Source organism: Borrelia sp. P9F1 (assembly GCF_030436115.1).
Classification (GTDB): Bacteria; Spirochaetota; Spirochaetia; order Borreliales; family Borreliaceae; genus Borrelia.
This window is the reverse complement of sequence record NZ_CP129407.1, coordinates 547544-561914: the sequence shown is the minus strand read 5'-3', so window position 1 is coordinate 561914 and position 14371 is coordinate 547544. Positions and strand designations below refer to the sequence as shown.

12 protein-coding genes and 2 tRNA genes are annotated in these 14371 nt (G+C 33.9%); 10 read left to right on the top strand and 4 right to left on the bottom strand.

The features are described 5' to 3' along the window. Nucleotides 1–389: 389 nt before the first annotated feature. From fusA to QYZ68_RS02740, 7 genes are all read left to right on the top strand, one after another. Entirely contained in the window at nt 390–2468 is a 2079-nt protein-coding gene (gene fusA, locus QYZ68_RS02770; RefSeq protein WP_301384045.1) for an elongation factor G, read from the top strand. A gap of 14 nt (nt 2469–2482) precedes the next feature. Next, nucleotides 2483–3178, top strand: a complete 696-nt coding sequence (locus QYZ68_RS02765; RefSeq protein WP_301384044.1) for a Bax inhibitor-1/YccA family protein — start codon at nt 2483–2485, stop codon at nt 3176–3178. A 71-nt stretch (nt 3179–3249) separates the two neighbouring features. Then, nucleotides 3250–3600, top strand: a complete 351-nt coding sequence (locus tag QYZ68_RS02760; RefSeq protein WP_301384043.1) for a bactofilin family protein — start codon at nt 3250–3252, stop codon at nt 3598–3600. Then, a complete protein-coding gene (locus QYZ68_RS02755; RefSeq protein ID WP_476390638.1) occupies nt 3600–4232 on the top strand; it encodes a tetratricopeptide repeat protein in 633 nt (210 codons plus the stop codon). The genes QYZ68_RS02760 and QYZ68_RS02755 overlap by 1 nt, the downstream gene beginning before the upstream one ends. A gap of 46 nt (nt 4233–4278) precedes the next feature. Further along, a tRNA-Lys gene (locus tag QYZ68_RS02750) sits at nt 4279–4351 on the top strand. A gap of 87 nt (nt 4352–4438) precedes the next feature. After that, nucleotides 4439–4511, top strand: a tRNA-Lys gene (locus QYZ68_RS02745). Between the two features lie 169 nt (nt 4512–4680). After that, complete coding sequence (locus tag QYZ68_RS02740) at nt 4681–6096, top strand: hypothetical protein (protein ID WP_301384041.1); 1416 nt, start codon at nt 4681–4683, stop codon at nt 6094–6096. Here QYZ68_RS02740 and QYZ68_RS02735 read toward each other — a convergent pair whose 3' ends face one another. The 4 genes from QYZ68_RS02735 to QYZ68_RS02720 are packed head-to-tail and all read right to left on the bottom strand — an operon-like array spanning nt 6097 to nt 11203. Next, on the bottom strand, nt 6097–8907 hold the full coding sequence (locus QYZ68_RS02735; protein ID WP_301384040.1) for an insulinase family protein: 2811 nt from the start codon (nt 8905–8907) through the stop codon (nt 6097–6099). Continuing rightward, entirely contained in the window at nt 8904–9638 is a 735-nt protein-coding gene (locus QYZ68_RS02730) for a hypothetical protein (RefSeq protein WP_301384039.1), read from the bottom strand. The genes QYZ68_RS02735 and QYZ68_RS02730 overlap by 4 nt, the downstream gene beginning before the upstream one ends. Before the next feature lie 27 nt (nt 9639–9665). Then, nucleotides 9666–10424, bottom strand: a complete 759-nt coding sequence (gene xth, locus QYZ68_RS02725; RefSeq protein WP_301384038.1) for an exodeoxyribonuclease III — start codon at nt 10422–10424, stop codon at nt 9666–9668. A gap of 20 nt (nt 10425–10444) precedes the next feature. Then, complete coding sequence (locus QYZ68_RS02720; protein WP_301384037.1) at nt 10445–11203, bottom strand: MBL fold metallo-hydrolase; 759 nt, start codon at nt 11201–11203, stop codon at nt 10445–10447. A 313-nt stretch (nt 11204–11516) separates the two neighbouring features. On the opposite strand from QYZ68_RS02720, the gene QYZ68_RS02715 reads away from it, so the two are divergent. From QYZ68_RS02715 to QYZ68_RS02705, 3 genes are read left to right on the top strand one after another with little or no spacing between them, the layout of a single operon-like run. Next, nucleotides 11517–12809 (top strand): hypothetical protein, encoded by a 1293-nt coding sequence (locus QYZ68_RS02715; RefSeq protein ID WP_301384036.1) that lies wholly within the window; start codon nt 11517–11519, stop codon nt 12807–12809. A gap of 2 nt (nt 12810–12811) precedes the next feature. Next, nucleotides 12812–13441: a glucosaminidase domain-containing protein gene (locus QYZ68_RS02710; protein ID WP_301384035.1), complete on the top strand. Its 630-nt coding sequence runs from the start codon at nt 12812–12814 to the stop codon at nt 13439–13441. Then, nucleotides 13425–14234 carry a TIGR02757 family protein gene (locus QYZ68_RS02705; protein ID WP_301384034.1) on the top strand — a complete coding sequence of 270 codons (810 nt, stop codon included), beginning with the start codon at nt 13425–13427 and terminating at the stop codon, nt 14232–14234. Before QYZ68_RS02710 ends, QYZ68_RS02705 begins: the two co-directional genes overlap by 17 nt. The last annotated feature ends 137 nt before the right edge of the window (nt 14235–14371 follow it).

The following is a 14371-nucleotide window of genomic DNA, read 5'->3' as shown; positions in this document are numbered from 1 at the left end:
CCCTCCAAATGGCTATTCTTAGGAGTATAAAATATAAAGTAAAGAAAGAGTAAATTCATTAAATATGAGACCTTTTAATCAATAAAATCAAAATTTACTAAATGATATATTCCTTGTACGCAATTGTATTACACTAGATAAAGCTTAGTCAAGGGATCTCAAAAGCAAATCAACCAATACAACGGCAACCTTTCAAGCATAAGCGAAGAACACAGACCAACAAGGAAACCACCTCTCACACAACCAGAAATGTATTTCACTTTTGGGTAATTTAAGTCTTAAATCAAGATTACTCGACACAACCGAAATAGATTTTTTGAAAAAAATCATGTAGAATGGCTAAGGGAATTAGTGTTCTATACATACAAACTTAGGAGGGAAAGTATCCCATGGACTATAAAAAGCTGCGAAACATAGGTATCAGTGCTCACATTGATTCAGGAAAAACTACACTTACGGAACGTATTCTTTTTTATTGTAACAAAATTCATGCCATTCATGAAGTTAAGGGAAAGGATGGGGTTGGCGCAACAATGGATTCGATGGAACTTGAAAGAGAAAGAGGGATTACAATAGCATCGGCTGCAACTCATGTTGAATGGAAGGGAAATCCGATAAACATTATTGACACTCCGGGTCACGTTGATTTTACTATTGAAGTTGAACGTTCTCTTAGGGTTTTGGATGGAGCTATACTTGTCCTTGATTCTGTAGCAGGTGTCCAATCTCAATCAATTACGGTTGATAGACAGTTGAAAAGATATAATGTGCCACGCCTTGCATTCGTAAATAAATGCGATAAAACTGGGGCAAATCCTCATAATGTGAAGGAGCAGCTCAGAGAAAAGCTTGACTTGAACTCTGTTTTAATGCAACTTCCTATTGGACTTGAAGATAAGCACCTTGGGGTTGTGGATCTCATATTAATGAAGGCTTACTATTTTGAAGGAAAAGATGGAACGGAGATCGTGGAAAAGGAGATTCCTGCTGAAATACTAGATGAGGCAAAAGAAAAACGAGAAATAATGCTTGATGCATTGGCTGATTTTAACGACGAGCTCATGGAACTTCATATGGAAGGGAAGGATGTTAGTGAGGTGGTCATATACGACGCTATTAGAACTGGTACTTTGGCTTTAAAACTCTGCCCTGTATTTATGGGTTCAGCTTACAAGAACAAGGGCGTTCAACTTTTACTTGATGCTGTAACTAAGTTTTTACCTTCTCCTCATGACGTTAAAAATGTAGCACTTGACATAAACGACAATGAAAAAGAAGTTGACCTTAAAACAGACGATAACTTGCCTACTGTAGCACTTGCATTTAAGTTAGAAGATGGTCAGTATGGACAACTGACTTATGTCAGAATATACCAAGGAATTTTAAAAAAAGGACAAGAACTTGTTAATTCAAGAACTTCTAGAAAGTTCAAAGTTGGACGGCTAATTAGAATGCACGCCAATAATACTGAAGATATTGACTTTGGGTGTAGTGGAGACATTGTCGCTCTATTTGGAATAGAATGTGCTTCGGGAGATACTTTTTGTGATCCCTCGATTAATTACTCTATGACATCAATGTATATTCCAGATCCAGTGATATCTCTTTCTGTTAAACCTAGAGATAAAAAATCAGCTGATAATATGGCTAAGGCTCTTGGAAGATTTACAAAAGAGGATCCTACATTTAGGACCTATGTGGACCCTGAGTCGGGTGAAACGATAATACAGGGGATGGGGGAGTTGCACTTAGAGGTCTATATTGAGAGGATGAAGAGAGAATTTAAAGCAGAGGTTGATACGGGTATGCCTCAGGTGGCATACAGAGAAACCATCACGGGAAGGTCAGAGTTTAATTATACGCACAAGAAGCAGTCAGGAGGAGCAGGTCAATTTGGAAGAGTGGCTGGGTTTATGGAACCACTTGACACGGAGGAGCAGACTTACGAATTTGTAAACCTCATAAAGGGTGGAGTAATTCCAACAGAATACATTCCATCCTGTGATAAGGGATTCCAGAAGGCTATGGAAAAGGGAACCTTAATCGGTTTTCCTATTGTCGGTATTAAGATCACAATTAACGATGGTCAATACCACATTGTCGACTCATCTGACATTGCTTTCCAGCTCGCAGCAATTGGAGCCTTCAGAGAAGCTTATAATAAGGCAAGGCCTACTATACTTGAACCGATAATGAGAGTGACTCTTGAAGGACCAACAGAGTTTCAGGGTAACATGTTTGGGCTTCTGAATCAAAGGAGGGGTATAATTTTAGGTTCTCTTGAAGAGGGAAGTTTTTCAAAAGTTGAAGCTGAAGTACCTTTAAGCGAAATGTTTGGATTCTCAACAGTTTTAAGATCTTCTACACAAGGAAAAGCTGAATTTTCGATGGAATTTTTAAGATATGGGAAAGTTCCAAGCGTCATATTTGATGAATTATGTAAAAAATTTAATGAAGGAAACAAATAAAAGGAGGAACTATTATGTTTGAATTAACCCAAGATAAACAAGAGATAAGAATAAAAAATAAATTCTTGGCTCAAGTTTTTGGACTAATGGCAATTGGCCTTTTAATATCTGCAGTATTTGCCTACACAACATCCGAGAATGTAGTCATGAGGTCCATAATCTTCTCAAATCCAATGTCATTTATGGCAATAATACTTGTCCAGTTCGGCCTTGTTTACGCAATAAGCGGTGCAATTGAGAAAATATCAAGTAGCACAGCAACAGCTCTTTTTTTAGGGTACTCAGCGTTAACGGGTGTAACACTATCCTCTGTCTTCTTAATATACACACAGGGTTCTGTTTTTTATACCTTCGGAATTACTTCTTTAACATTCCTTGCAATGTCCTTTTACGGATACACAACTAGTACAGACCTTACGAAAATGGGAAGTTACTTTATCATGGGGTTGTGGGGTATTATTATCGCTTCTATTTTCAATATTTTCTTCAGGAGCTCGGGGCTTAATTTTCTAATTTCAATAATAGGAGTAGTGTTGTTCACAGGCTTAACGGCTTATGATGTTCAAAATATCTCTAAGATGAACAGAATGCTGGAGGATGGAACCGAACTTAAAAATAGAATGGTAGTTGTAGCTTCCTTGAAGCTCTATCTAGATTTCATAAACTTATTCCTGTACTTGCTAAGATTTTTAGGACAGAGAAGAGACTGAGATCAAAATGTGGCGTAAGTTAACATTAAAGCAAAAATGGATGCGATATGCATTCATTTTTGGGAGATAGGATGAGCGTAGACAGTCTAGAATTTGAAGAAACTAATACTCAGAACGTCATAAAAGGTAATTTCGAATTTGAGGGTTATATAGAAAGCAATAAGCCAATAATAATTGAAGGTTTACTTAAGGGTTTGATAAAATCTACAAGTTCAGTATATTTAAGAGAAAAAGCTAATGTGGAGGCGGAAATTAAGTGCAACAATTTCTTAACTCATGGAACAATGAAAGGCAATGTTGAAGCCTCAGATGTGATAAAAATTTACAAAACTGGAAAATTAATTGGCAATATTAAAACGAAAGAACTTTTCATAGATTCGGGCGCGATATTTAAAGGAAATTGTGTAATGGGGGACGAATGATGAGTAAAATATTTCCTCTGAAAATAATCTTATTTATCTTTTCATATTCAGGGTTTTTGATTGCACAAGAGAGAGAGGATTCGCTTTTATTGTACAGAGAAGGCCGGTTTCAAGAGGCTATTGTAAATACTCAAGAAGAATTAAGTCGGAATCCAACCAATCTGGATGCAAGGGTGATACTTATATGGAGTCTGATAGGGACAGGTAAATATAAGAGAGCCGAACTGGAATCTATGCAGGGACTTACAATAAAGAGATATGATTCAAGAATAATTCAAGCGTTGGGGGAGTCTTATTTTTTTCAAAAGCAGTACAAAAATGCACTCAAATATTTTCAAGAATACATTGGCCTTGATCCAAATGGAGCAAGAATAGCGAAGGTATACACTCTGATGGCAGATTCTTTCTACAAACTTGAAAGGTATAATGAATCCGATTTTGCATATGAGAACGCTCTAAGATTCTTGCCAAATAATCAAAATTTGCTGTTAAAACTTGCAAAAGCAAGAGTGAGTTCAAAAAACAAAATTTTAGCAAAAAAAACTCTGACAACATTACTAGACTTAAACCCCAGTCATCTGGAAGCAAAAAAGTTACTAGAAGATATTGAAAAAAGTAACAATAATTCTTGACATTGCACTTGTAAAGACTTATCCTATTTACTAGTTTGACAATAAAGGGCTGCTAGCTCAAGTGGTAGAGCGTCGGACTCTTAATCCGCCGGTTACAGGTTCGAGTCCTGTGCAGCTCAAAAGACTCAGGTTTGTTTGGGTACGTGTGTTGACGTATTCTCCGGGTGAATGGTATCATTTGCTTTGGTGGATTTGGTTTGTTACCGGGGCTCATAGCTCAGGTGGTAGAGCAGCGCCCTTTTAAGGCGTTTGTCGTAGGTTCGAGTCCTACTGAGCTCACTTTGTCCTCTTCGTCTATCGGTTAGGACTCCAGGTTTTCATCCTGGCAAGAGGGGTTCGACTCCCCTAGAGGATGTTTTAGAGAGGGAGGTCTGTTGGCTTCTCTCTTTTTTGTGTGGTAATGAAAAAATTCTTAACAATATTGTTTTCATTAGCTAGTTTTTGTGTGATGAGTGCGAGTGGTGTAGAACGAACAGGGGAGGATCATCGGATCGTCTTACAGTGCGATGATAGGGAGTTAAGCACCCCTTTGCTAGGTCTCAGGATCAACGAAAACGCGAGCATAGAAGTTGTTACTAAGGATGCTGTTTATTTATACAATATCCCAAAAGTGGTTAATCCAGACGGACATTTGACGGTAAACGTCAAATTAGACAATGTTTCATCCATTGTCTTGAATAATATTGAAATAAGAAGCTCGAATACGGAAACAGAAGAACCAAATCGTCAAAATCTAAAAATATCGATTAGTAAAAATGAATATTCTATTGAGTTTGATCTTGATAAAAATACTTTTCCCGTCCTAGGATTTAAAGCCCAAGAAAAAATATTAAATCCCATAATTTCAGATTTATATTCTGAGAAAGAATCTCAAAAAATAGCATTGTCTAATTTAATAAAATACACATCACTAGAAAATGAGAAAGATAAAATAAAGTTGAGTAGAAACAATAAAATGATTCAAATAAGTGAAATTGGGTATATCAACACGAATGACTACTATGATATTAATAAACCAATAAATTCTGATTTAAAATTCATTTTTAACTACAAAAAAGAAAATTATAGAAGAAATTCTTTTGAAATCTTTCACCTTATGGCAGAACCCAAAATATACATATTAAAATTCAAACACTTAAAAGATCAATCTTTAATGCTTAAAAGATTAGCGTTTTTTACAGAGAAGAAAAATTTTAGAGGAAGAGTATTATCAAACGAAGAACTGGAAAACAAAAAAGGATGGGCAGGGCATAATTACAGAATTGAGGATATAATTACATTTTTCAACATGGCTAAAAAATTAAACATCAAATTGAACAAAGAGGAGATCATATTAAGAAACATCATCATAATTAACAGATTAGCATACATTGAAGACCATGAACTAAAAGTCAGAGACAAATCAAAAAATATTGCATTTGCAACTTACTCAGAAGATGAAACTATATCAAGAACAGCTCAAATGATAATATGCATGCATGAAATTCTACACATGTATTTCTTTACAGATACTAATTTTAGTAAAGCAATCTCTGATTTATGGTACCAAAATGTTCCTCAAAAGGACAAAAGAGCTTGGATCAAATTTTTAGACAGTAAGGATTATGACATTAAGTCTAATAGCCTAGTAATAAACGAATTTTACGCCTACACTCTCCAAATTCCAAAAGAAGACGCTACAGAGTTTTTAGTTAATACAAAATATTTTCACAAATCTGATGTCAAAAATTATGAAAAATGGACATCAAAATTAGAAGAGCTACTATGGAACGAAAAAGGATTAATAGCTGGAGAGCTACTAATCCTTTTCAAAGACGCGATAACAAAAGATAACAGCATCCCTTTTAATCAAAATTCGAATTGATTATTCTTTTTCTGGGACCAAAACAATTTCTGTTTTCTGATATAAATTCATTTTCTTCAGCAATGAATTTATGGTATCTTTATTCAAATTATTCTCAATAAATGTGGTGCTCATAGTATCTTCGAAAGTCTCTGTCCAGAGAACTGAGTCCAGTATTGACGAACACCAATACCAATTAGATTGAAGCTTAATTTCCTCTTCTTTAATGATATTTTTTTTAACATAATCAAAGTCTTCTTCTGTATAATCTGTCTTTCGTCTTTCTAACATATACTCATTAACAGATTGCAAAACATTATCAAGTACTTTAGGCTCAACTGTAAAATTTACAACCACAAAACCATCTGAATGCTTATATTTTCTAATAGAATAGTCAAAATATGCGTTTATTGAATAAACACTAGACATATCCCTTCTGATATTCTTAACAAGACCATCTGTTAGAAGCAAAGTTAAAGCCTCGTAGTTTAAAACATCCCCAGGTGTATAGTTAAACTCAAAGGGGTAGAAAACATACACGATACTACTTGAATCCTCACCTTTTTTTACAACTATTCTGTCTGAATCCTTCTTGTAAGAGTAGTCTAAATCTTTAAACTCATCCATTTTTTTGGAGTTCAAATTGCCTAAGTACTTCCTTGAAAGATTCTTAATTGTGTCTAAACCTACATCTCCCACAAAAACAAATTTGAAGTTATTTGCATAAGTAAACCTCTTTTTATAAAAATTCAAAAGGATCTCTTTTGTCATATTCTTTAAATCAGATTCCTTAATATCTCGGTAGCGATAATCATCGTTACTATAAAACCCTTTAACGGCTCGCCCAAACAGATACTTAGAATTATTCTCATTACTTTTAATAACAGCTTTTATATCGTTAATAGTATTTTGCAAAACAATATCATCTATCTTTGGTTCTTGAAATGTAAAATATATGAGCTCAAAAAGGGTTTCGAGGTTTTTAACCTCAGAACTACCACTAATGCTTGTCTTTTGAAAATTAATTTCTGGACTTAAACTTACAACCTTGTCTGCTAAATACTTTTCAACTTGAAGTTGAGAATAATTCCCATACCCTGAATCTGCAACTAAACTTGGTGCCAAATTCAAAATGGGTATAAGATCAGGATTTTCATTTAACAAACCACCCCAAGAACTTGCTTGAAGGGCAACTACATTCTTCTTATGCTCATTATGTTTAAAGTAAACCTCAACCCCATTTTCAAGGGTAAAGGACGAAACTCCTCCAAAAAATTCCTTCTCATCAATAATATCTCTATTTTCCAAGTCTTCCTTCAAAAATTTTCCCTGAATTGATACATCTTCATAAGGAACACTCTCTCTTCTTAATGCAAGCTTCTGAATCTCCTGGATCTCTTCAAGAGTCAAACCAAGATGAGATTTCTTGGAATAAGAATAAATGATAGCACTATCACTTACAGACGCTTCATTCTTAGCAAGACCAGTTATTGTAGCTAGACTAATTTTATCTAGATGATCAATAGCAACATCATAATACTCATGCATATCAAGCAGATCAGTACCTTCTGATGCAACTTCTACTAAAGCATTCACAATATTAGATGAATTTCTCTTCTCTATGTTATCCTTACTAAGCCTGTAAGAACTTATAAGTTGAGATTTCACCTTATCCACTTCCCCTTGCGTAAATCCAAATTTCTTTATTCTCTCAAACTGATAAAAAAACTCTTCAATACCTTCTTTTAAATACTCTGGATTTAAATCAACAGAAATTTGATCAATTAAAATATACTTATCATCTGACCTTAATGGAGAGAAATGCTTATCAAAAGACATAAAATAATTAATTCCAGAAGTCTTCAACTCGGTAAACCTGTTTGCAAAAAGGCTATTCAACAAGGCTTGTTCGACCTTTTTTTTAACGTGACTAGGTGTAGTCGATATGCCATAGTTGTCTTTCTTGATAAAAGCCATACCAGGAAACGGTTTCTCAAAATCTTCTATGCTAGCAAATTTTTCATTCATCGCCGTACTCAAATTTATCTTAATCTTTTCTATTTCACTCCCAGGTTTTTTAAAAGACGAAAACTTTTCTTTTATTTTTTTCTCAATCTTATCAGGCTCAATGTCTCCCACGATAATAACACTAGCAAGTTCCGGTCTGTACCATTTCTTATAAAATTCCTTAAAATTCTCTGAATTAAAAGATAAAATTCTATCCTCAAGTCCAATAGGAAATCTGTCCACATATCTGCTACCACCAAGAATAAACTTAAATATTTTTTCAATAATCCTGTTGGGATAACGCTCTCCTCGCTTCTTCTCTTCAATAATGATGTTACGCTCTTTCTCTATTTCTACTTCATCCAATTCCATCTGTGATGCCCAGTTCTTTAACACATTTAAAGCCTCATCAACTTCTTCTTCATTATTACCATCGGGTAAATCAAGGCTATAATAAGTTTTATCAAAGGCAGTATATGCGTTAATATCAGCTCCAAATGCCATCCCAAACTTTTTAAGAACCTTCAAAATACCCTCACCACCCGGATAATCTTCTGTTCCCTTAAAAGCCATATGCTCAAGATAATGAGCCAAACCTCTCTCATGCTCTTCTTCATTTAAAGAACCAACATTAAACAAAATCCCCATATAAACAGCCTTCTCTGGCGTTTTATTGGCATAAACGTAATACTTAAATCCATTTTCAAGCTGACCACTTACTAAATTTTTATCCGTTCTTAAGTTAGCAGGAGCACAAGAAAAGAGAAGAAATACTAAAATTAAAACGATGAACTTAAACATTTTATTGACATCTCGATACTTCATTTAATTCTCCTTGAATTTATTTCTACATTATAAGCTTTTTTAATCTCCTTATGGATAGATGAAAATCCAAAATCATACCAATCCTTCAAACTCTTTAATTTTGAAATAGGGAACAGTTCATAAAACAAAAACAAAAGTTCCATCCTAGATAAACTCGAAATATCATCAAGATACACCTTTTTATCTAACTCACTGATGTAAACAAAAGAACCAGTTTTATCTAACACAAATTTATTAAAATTAGGATTTAAAATACTTTTCTCATAAATTTCAATAGTAGTGTATTCGCTTGGTGCATCGCCGTAGCTCTTGCTATGAAAGGAATCTAGAATTACAAAATTACCATTTTGAACCCCCACATTTCGCCCATCTAGGGTTTTCAAAAATCTATCCTTGCCATCACAATAAACTAAAATATTTAAAGCCCTTGAGGCACTCAGAACAAGTCTCGCGCTACTGTAAGCATCCGGTCTTCTTAAGGATTGTATACCTCCCGCTATATCACCTTGCAACACCCGAATATTTCTCTCGGCTAAAGCTTCCCTAGCCAAGTCAATGTATGTTAAAAGGTTACTATTTTGACTCAGATATTTTTCCCTCTCAAATAGATGAATCACAAATACTAATTCTTCCCTATCAAGACCACGATAAAAATCAATATCTTCTAAATCAATCCCGAAAACAAATCCTTGAATAAAAAAAATAAGAATACTTAAGAAAAACTTATTCATGTACAACCCCATTTATAACATTTATAACTAATCCAAATGTAAAAAAATAGGACAATGATCACTCCCCATTACCTCGTTTAAAATTAGAGCGTCCTTTATCCTAGATTTAAAAACTTCATTCACAATAAAGTAATCAATTCTCCATCCAACATTACGCTCCCTTGCCTTCGTTCTATAATCCCACCAAGTGTAGTTATCTGGATTCTTATTAAACATTCTAAAGGTGTCAACATACCCCTCATTTAAAAAATCATCCATCCAAGTAGTTTCCTCAACATAATACCCAGCAGAGTTTCTGTTAACCCCAGGGTTTGTTAAATCAATCTCAGTATGAGCAATATTAAAATCACCACATATGATGAGGTTCTTTCCAGAATTTGTGAACGAATGCGCAAGCGACCTAAGATCAGTTAAAAAATCAAGCTTAAACTGCAACCTTTTCCTTAACGATTGAGAATTGGGGAAATAAGCATTAATAAGAATGAAATCACGATAATGGGCAATAAGACCCCTACCCTCCCTATCAAACATTTCTCTACCCATATTCTCCACCCTAATAGGCTCGATCTTCGAATAAATACCAACCCCACTATACCCCTTTATTATGGATTTTGAAAAATATGAAAAATACCCCTCAATACTGACAAGCTCTTTTGGCAAGTGCTCCCTACATGCTTTAGTTTCCTGAAGACACAAAATGTCTGGATTATATTTTTTAACAAAATCAAGGAACCCTTTCTTAAAAAGGGCTCTTATTCCATTCACATTCCAAGAAATCAAATTCACAAAACCTACCACCCTTTAGGTTAAATATGTATCCGAAGTCCATCATAAGCCAAATAAATATTATCCTTATTCAAATAATCAAAGTCTTCGTGCATTATATCATGTGCTATGTGAGTAAAATAAGCAACTTTGGGTTTTATCTTTTCAACCGCACTAACAGCTTCATCAAAATTGAAATGACTAGGATGGGGTTTGATTCTTAAAGCGTCTATTATCAATACACCCAGACCATCTAAATATTTGTAAGAAACATCAGGGATAGATTTAACATCGGTAAGATACGCTAAATCGTTTATTCTATACCCCAAACTGGTTATATCCCCATGCAATAAAGGAATTGGCATTATTTCTACTCCCTTAAAAACAATCGGTTCTAATTCTACTGCTAAATTGGGAATGATATTAGCCTTTCCACTTACGGACGCCCTTGACGTAAAATTGTGGGGGAAAGCATTTCTAATATGTTGCATTGTACTCTCTCGAGCATACACATTTAAAGGAAACTGTCTTGTGAAAAATTTAATATCATCAAGCCCCATAACATGATCATAATGTTCATGGGTATACAATACTAAATCAAGTCTAGAGATATTTTCTCTTAAAAGCTGTGCTCTAATATCAGGACCTGTGTCAATTAGCAAGTTAACCCCAGATACACAAAGGAAAAATGAACTTCTAAGTCTTTTATTTTTATCAGAACTTGATACACAGACCCTGCAATCGCAACTCAACATAGGAACGCCACTCGATGCACCTGTTCCTAAAAAAATCCCCAACACATCGCCTTCCCTTCTACTATTAAGACATTTCGTTACATTATAGCATAATAAACCTCTCCTTTTTAAGGTAAATTAAAAACAAATCACAAAACTAAGTTGCAAGAGTATCTCTAGTTTAAATATTTAAATCTCTTACTCAAAATACTTATTCTACGATTAAATCATAAAAACAACTCATCTATTGATGAGTATCTCTGGCTTACCAAGCAACAATTACATAGCCTATAAATTCTTATTTGCAAGGTTGCTATTTAGAAATGATTTTGTAAATAACATTTTTATGCTTATAATTACTTAAGGAAAAGTACTTTATATGAATGCGCAATTCTGTGAGATTATATTTTTACTGAGTTTTGGTGTTTTTTTGATCATAAACTTCTTCAATTTTAAAAGGGAGTTCTCGCTTGAGGATTGTTTGATAACTGTTCCAGGGATATTCTTTATACTAGATCTTTATTTAATAGAGATCAGGCCGCTCGTGTTCTACATTGGAGCACTATTTTTGTTCTTTTTAGTAACGGTCATCGTTAAAAACATAAACACAATCCTTTTTAGAAAAAAAAGAACAGATAGACAAAATAACAAATTTAAGAAAATAACCTGTTCCGTATTATTTAAAGGACTATTTGTAATACCCTCAATAATGATATTACTCGTTGCAACGGCATTTTCATACCTTGGTTTGTTTACAGATTACCCGAAAGATGAGCAATCTAGCTATAAAATAGGTTTTACCAGAATTAAAGATCATATAAATAATTTAAGTCTATCTGTTTGGTATCCAACTAGTCTAACTATGGAGCTTAAAAGCCAAAATCCTTTTCTTTACTACGAGTTTAATCCGTTTTTCATAAACGAAATGAATTACATACCGAAATACACCAATGTGTATAAAAATGCTTTCATTAGCAACAACCAAAGGCTGTACAACAGTGTGCTCATCATATTGCCCTCTCACTCGCATGATTCAATGTTTAAATCATTAGTAAATAGACTGGTTAAGAGAGGGAATATTGTTTATTTGTACTCACCCAAACATCAATACCCTCATACTGATGGCCTTATTAAAAATGATGATAATAGCTTATTAACCGATATTGCAAACAAAACCATTAAGTATTTAATAGGGCCTATAAAGATTTTAGATGAAAGAGCAGATAAAGCATCTGAGATTACCGAGATTCAAAATATTTTTGAACTCATTAAGTCAACTCAAAAACTAGAATTTTTGGATCTGAAGATGAACTTAAATGGATTAATACTAATTACTGTTGGAAATCAAGCGGATATCGCAAACTCAATTATTAGTCAAAATAGGCAAATAACTAAATACATAAACATAGGGGGGAGGCCTCAAGCTTTAAATAAAATAAAAACTTTGCAATTATTAATAAAACAGGACGAAAATGAATTAAAAGAAACCCAAGTAAGCTCGTCATCTGTGAAAGTCATAGACATGGCTAATGTTGGAGAAATTTCTGATTTTATATTTAGTAGAAATTATTTAAAAAGTTTCAATTTATTTAAAGACAAGAAATCAATGCTACCAAGATTCGATTTTGTTATGAAAGAAATTAACAAATTTATCGAAGGAAGAGGATTTTAAGGATGTCGGGAAAATCTATGCTCTTAGTAATATCAAAAATATTAATATTACTAACCGTAACGGGTTATTGCGAAGACGACATAGACGACATAATTGAAATAAACACTGAAATAGAGGGGAAAAGGTACATTCCTTTTCTTCTAAGCAAAGGAACAAGTCAAGTAGAGAATCTCGTAGAATACACGTTGAAAATGAATCCCTACCTTGAGTCAGAATATGTTCAGTTAATTGCGCAGACCTACATAGAGGAGGCCCTAATTGAGGGGATAAATTGCGACATTGCTTATGCACAAATGTTGCTTGAGACAGGAATTTTGAAATTTAATGGCATTGTCTCTAAAGAACAGTATAATTTCTCAGGTATAGGAGCCACTGACAATTTTACAAAGGGTAATTCCTTTTCCAACATCAAAGAAGGCATCAGAGCACATATTCAACACTTGAAAGCTTATGCTTCAAGCCAAAATATAAATTCCAATATGGTCGATCCTAGGTTTTATCTTGTAAAAAGAGGTTCTGCTCCTACTATATATGACCTTACGGGGAAGTGGGCACAAGACAAACTTTATGACAAAAAATTAAAAAAAATATTGATTGGATTATTAGAATTTAACAGTGAAAAAAAAAGTTAGGGATACTATATTTGATATCCTAGAGTCCATATACAAACAATACAATAAAAGGGAGTTCGTTCATCCCGACCCTCTGGAGTTTTTATATAGCTACACAGAAAAAGACGACATTGAACTTGTAGGTCTTATTGGTTCATCACTAGCACTTGGAAGAGTTGAAAAGATATTAGAAGCAATCAACAAAGTTTTAAAACCACTGGGAACAAAACCTTCGAAAAAGCTCAGAAATCTCACGAAAGATGAACTAAATGCGATATATAAAGGTTTTATTTACAGATTTTTTAAAACAGAAGACATAGTAAGACTGATAATGGCCATTAAGGAAATACAGAACAGATATTCAACAATTGAGAATCTTCTCTACAATATTTACAAAGAAAATGGAAATTTTATATCAAGCCTAGACGAATTAATAACTTGTATGGAAAAAATTAATGGAGCACCCTTTGGCATACTACTTCCAAAACCCTCAAACGGGAGTGCTTGTAAAAGATTATTTTTATTTTTAAGATGGATGATAAGAAAAGATGATGTCGATTTAGGAATTTGGAACAGGTTTGCCCCATCAAACTTGATAGTTCCAATGGATACTCATATGACAGATATATCTCTTAAACTATTTAATCTCAGATATAGTAAAAATGTAAGTCTTAAGAAAGCAATAGAAATTACGAAATATTTCTCAAAAAGCAATAAAGATGACCCGGTTAAATATGATTTTTCGTTAACCCGGTTTGGTATCAACAGAGAATTTAAAAAAGAAGACTTATTTACAAATATTCTAAAGCGCTGATGTCTATGCCGTGAAAAGTAAAATACAGCTCATAATTAGCATGACAGGGAAAGTTCATTTCCGAACAAGGCACACGCCTTAATCAAAACCTTAAAGAAGGAGTAAAAAAACGGACAACCTTTTGGCAACTTAACACC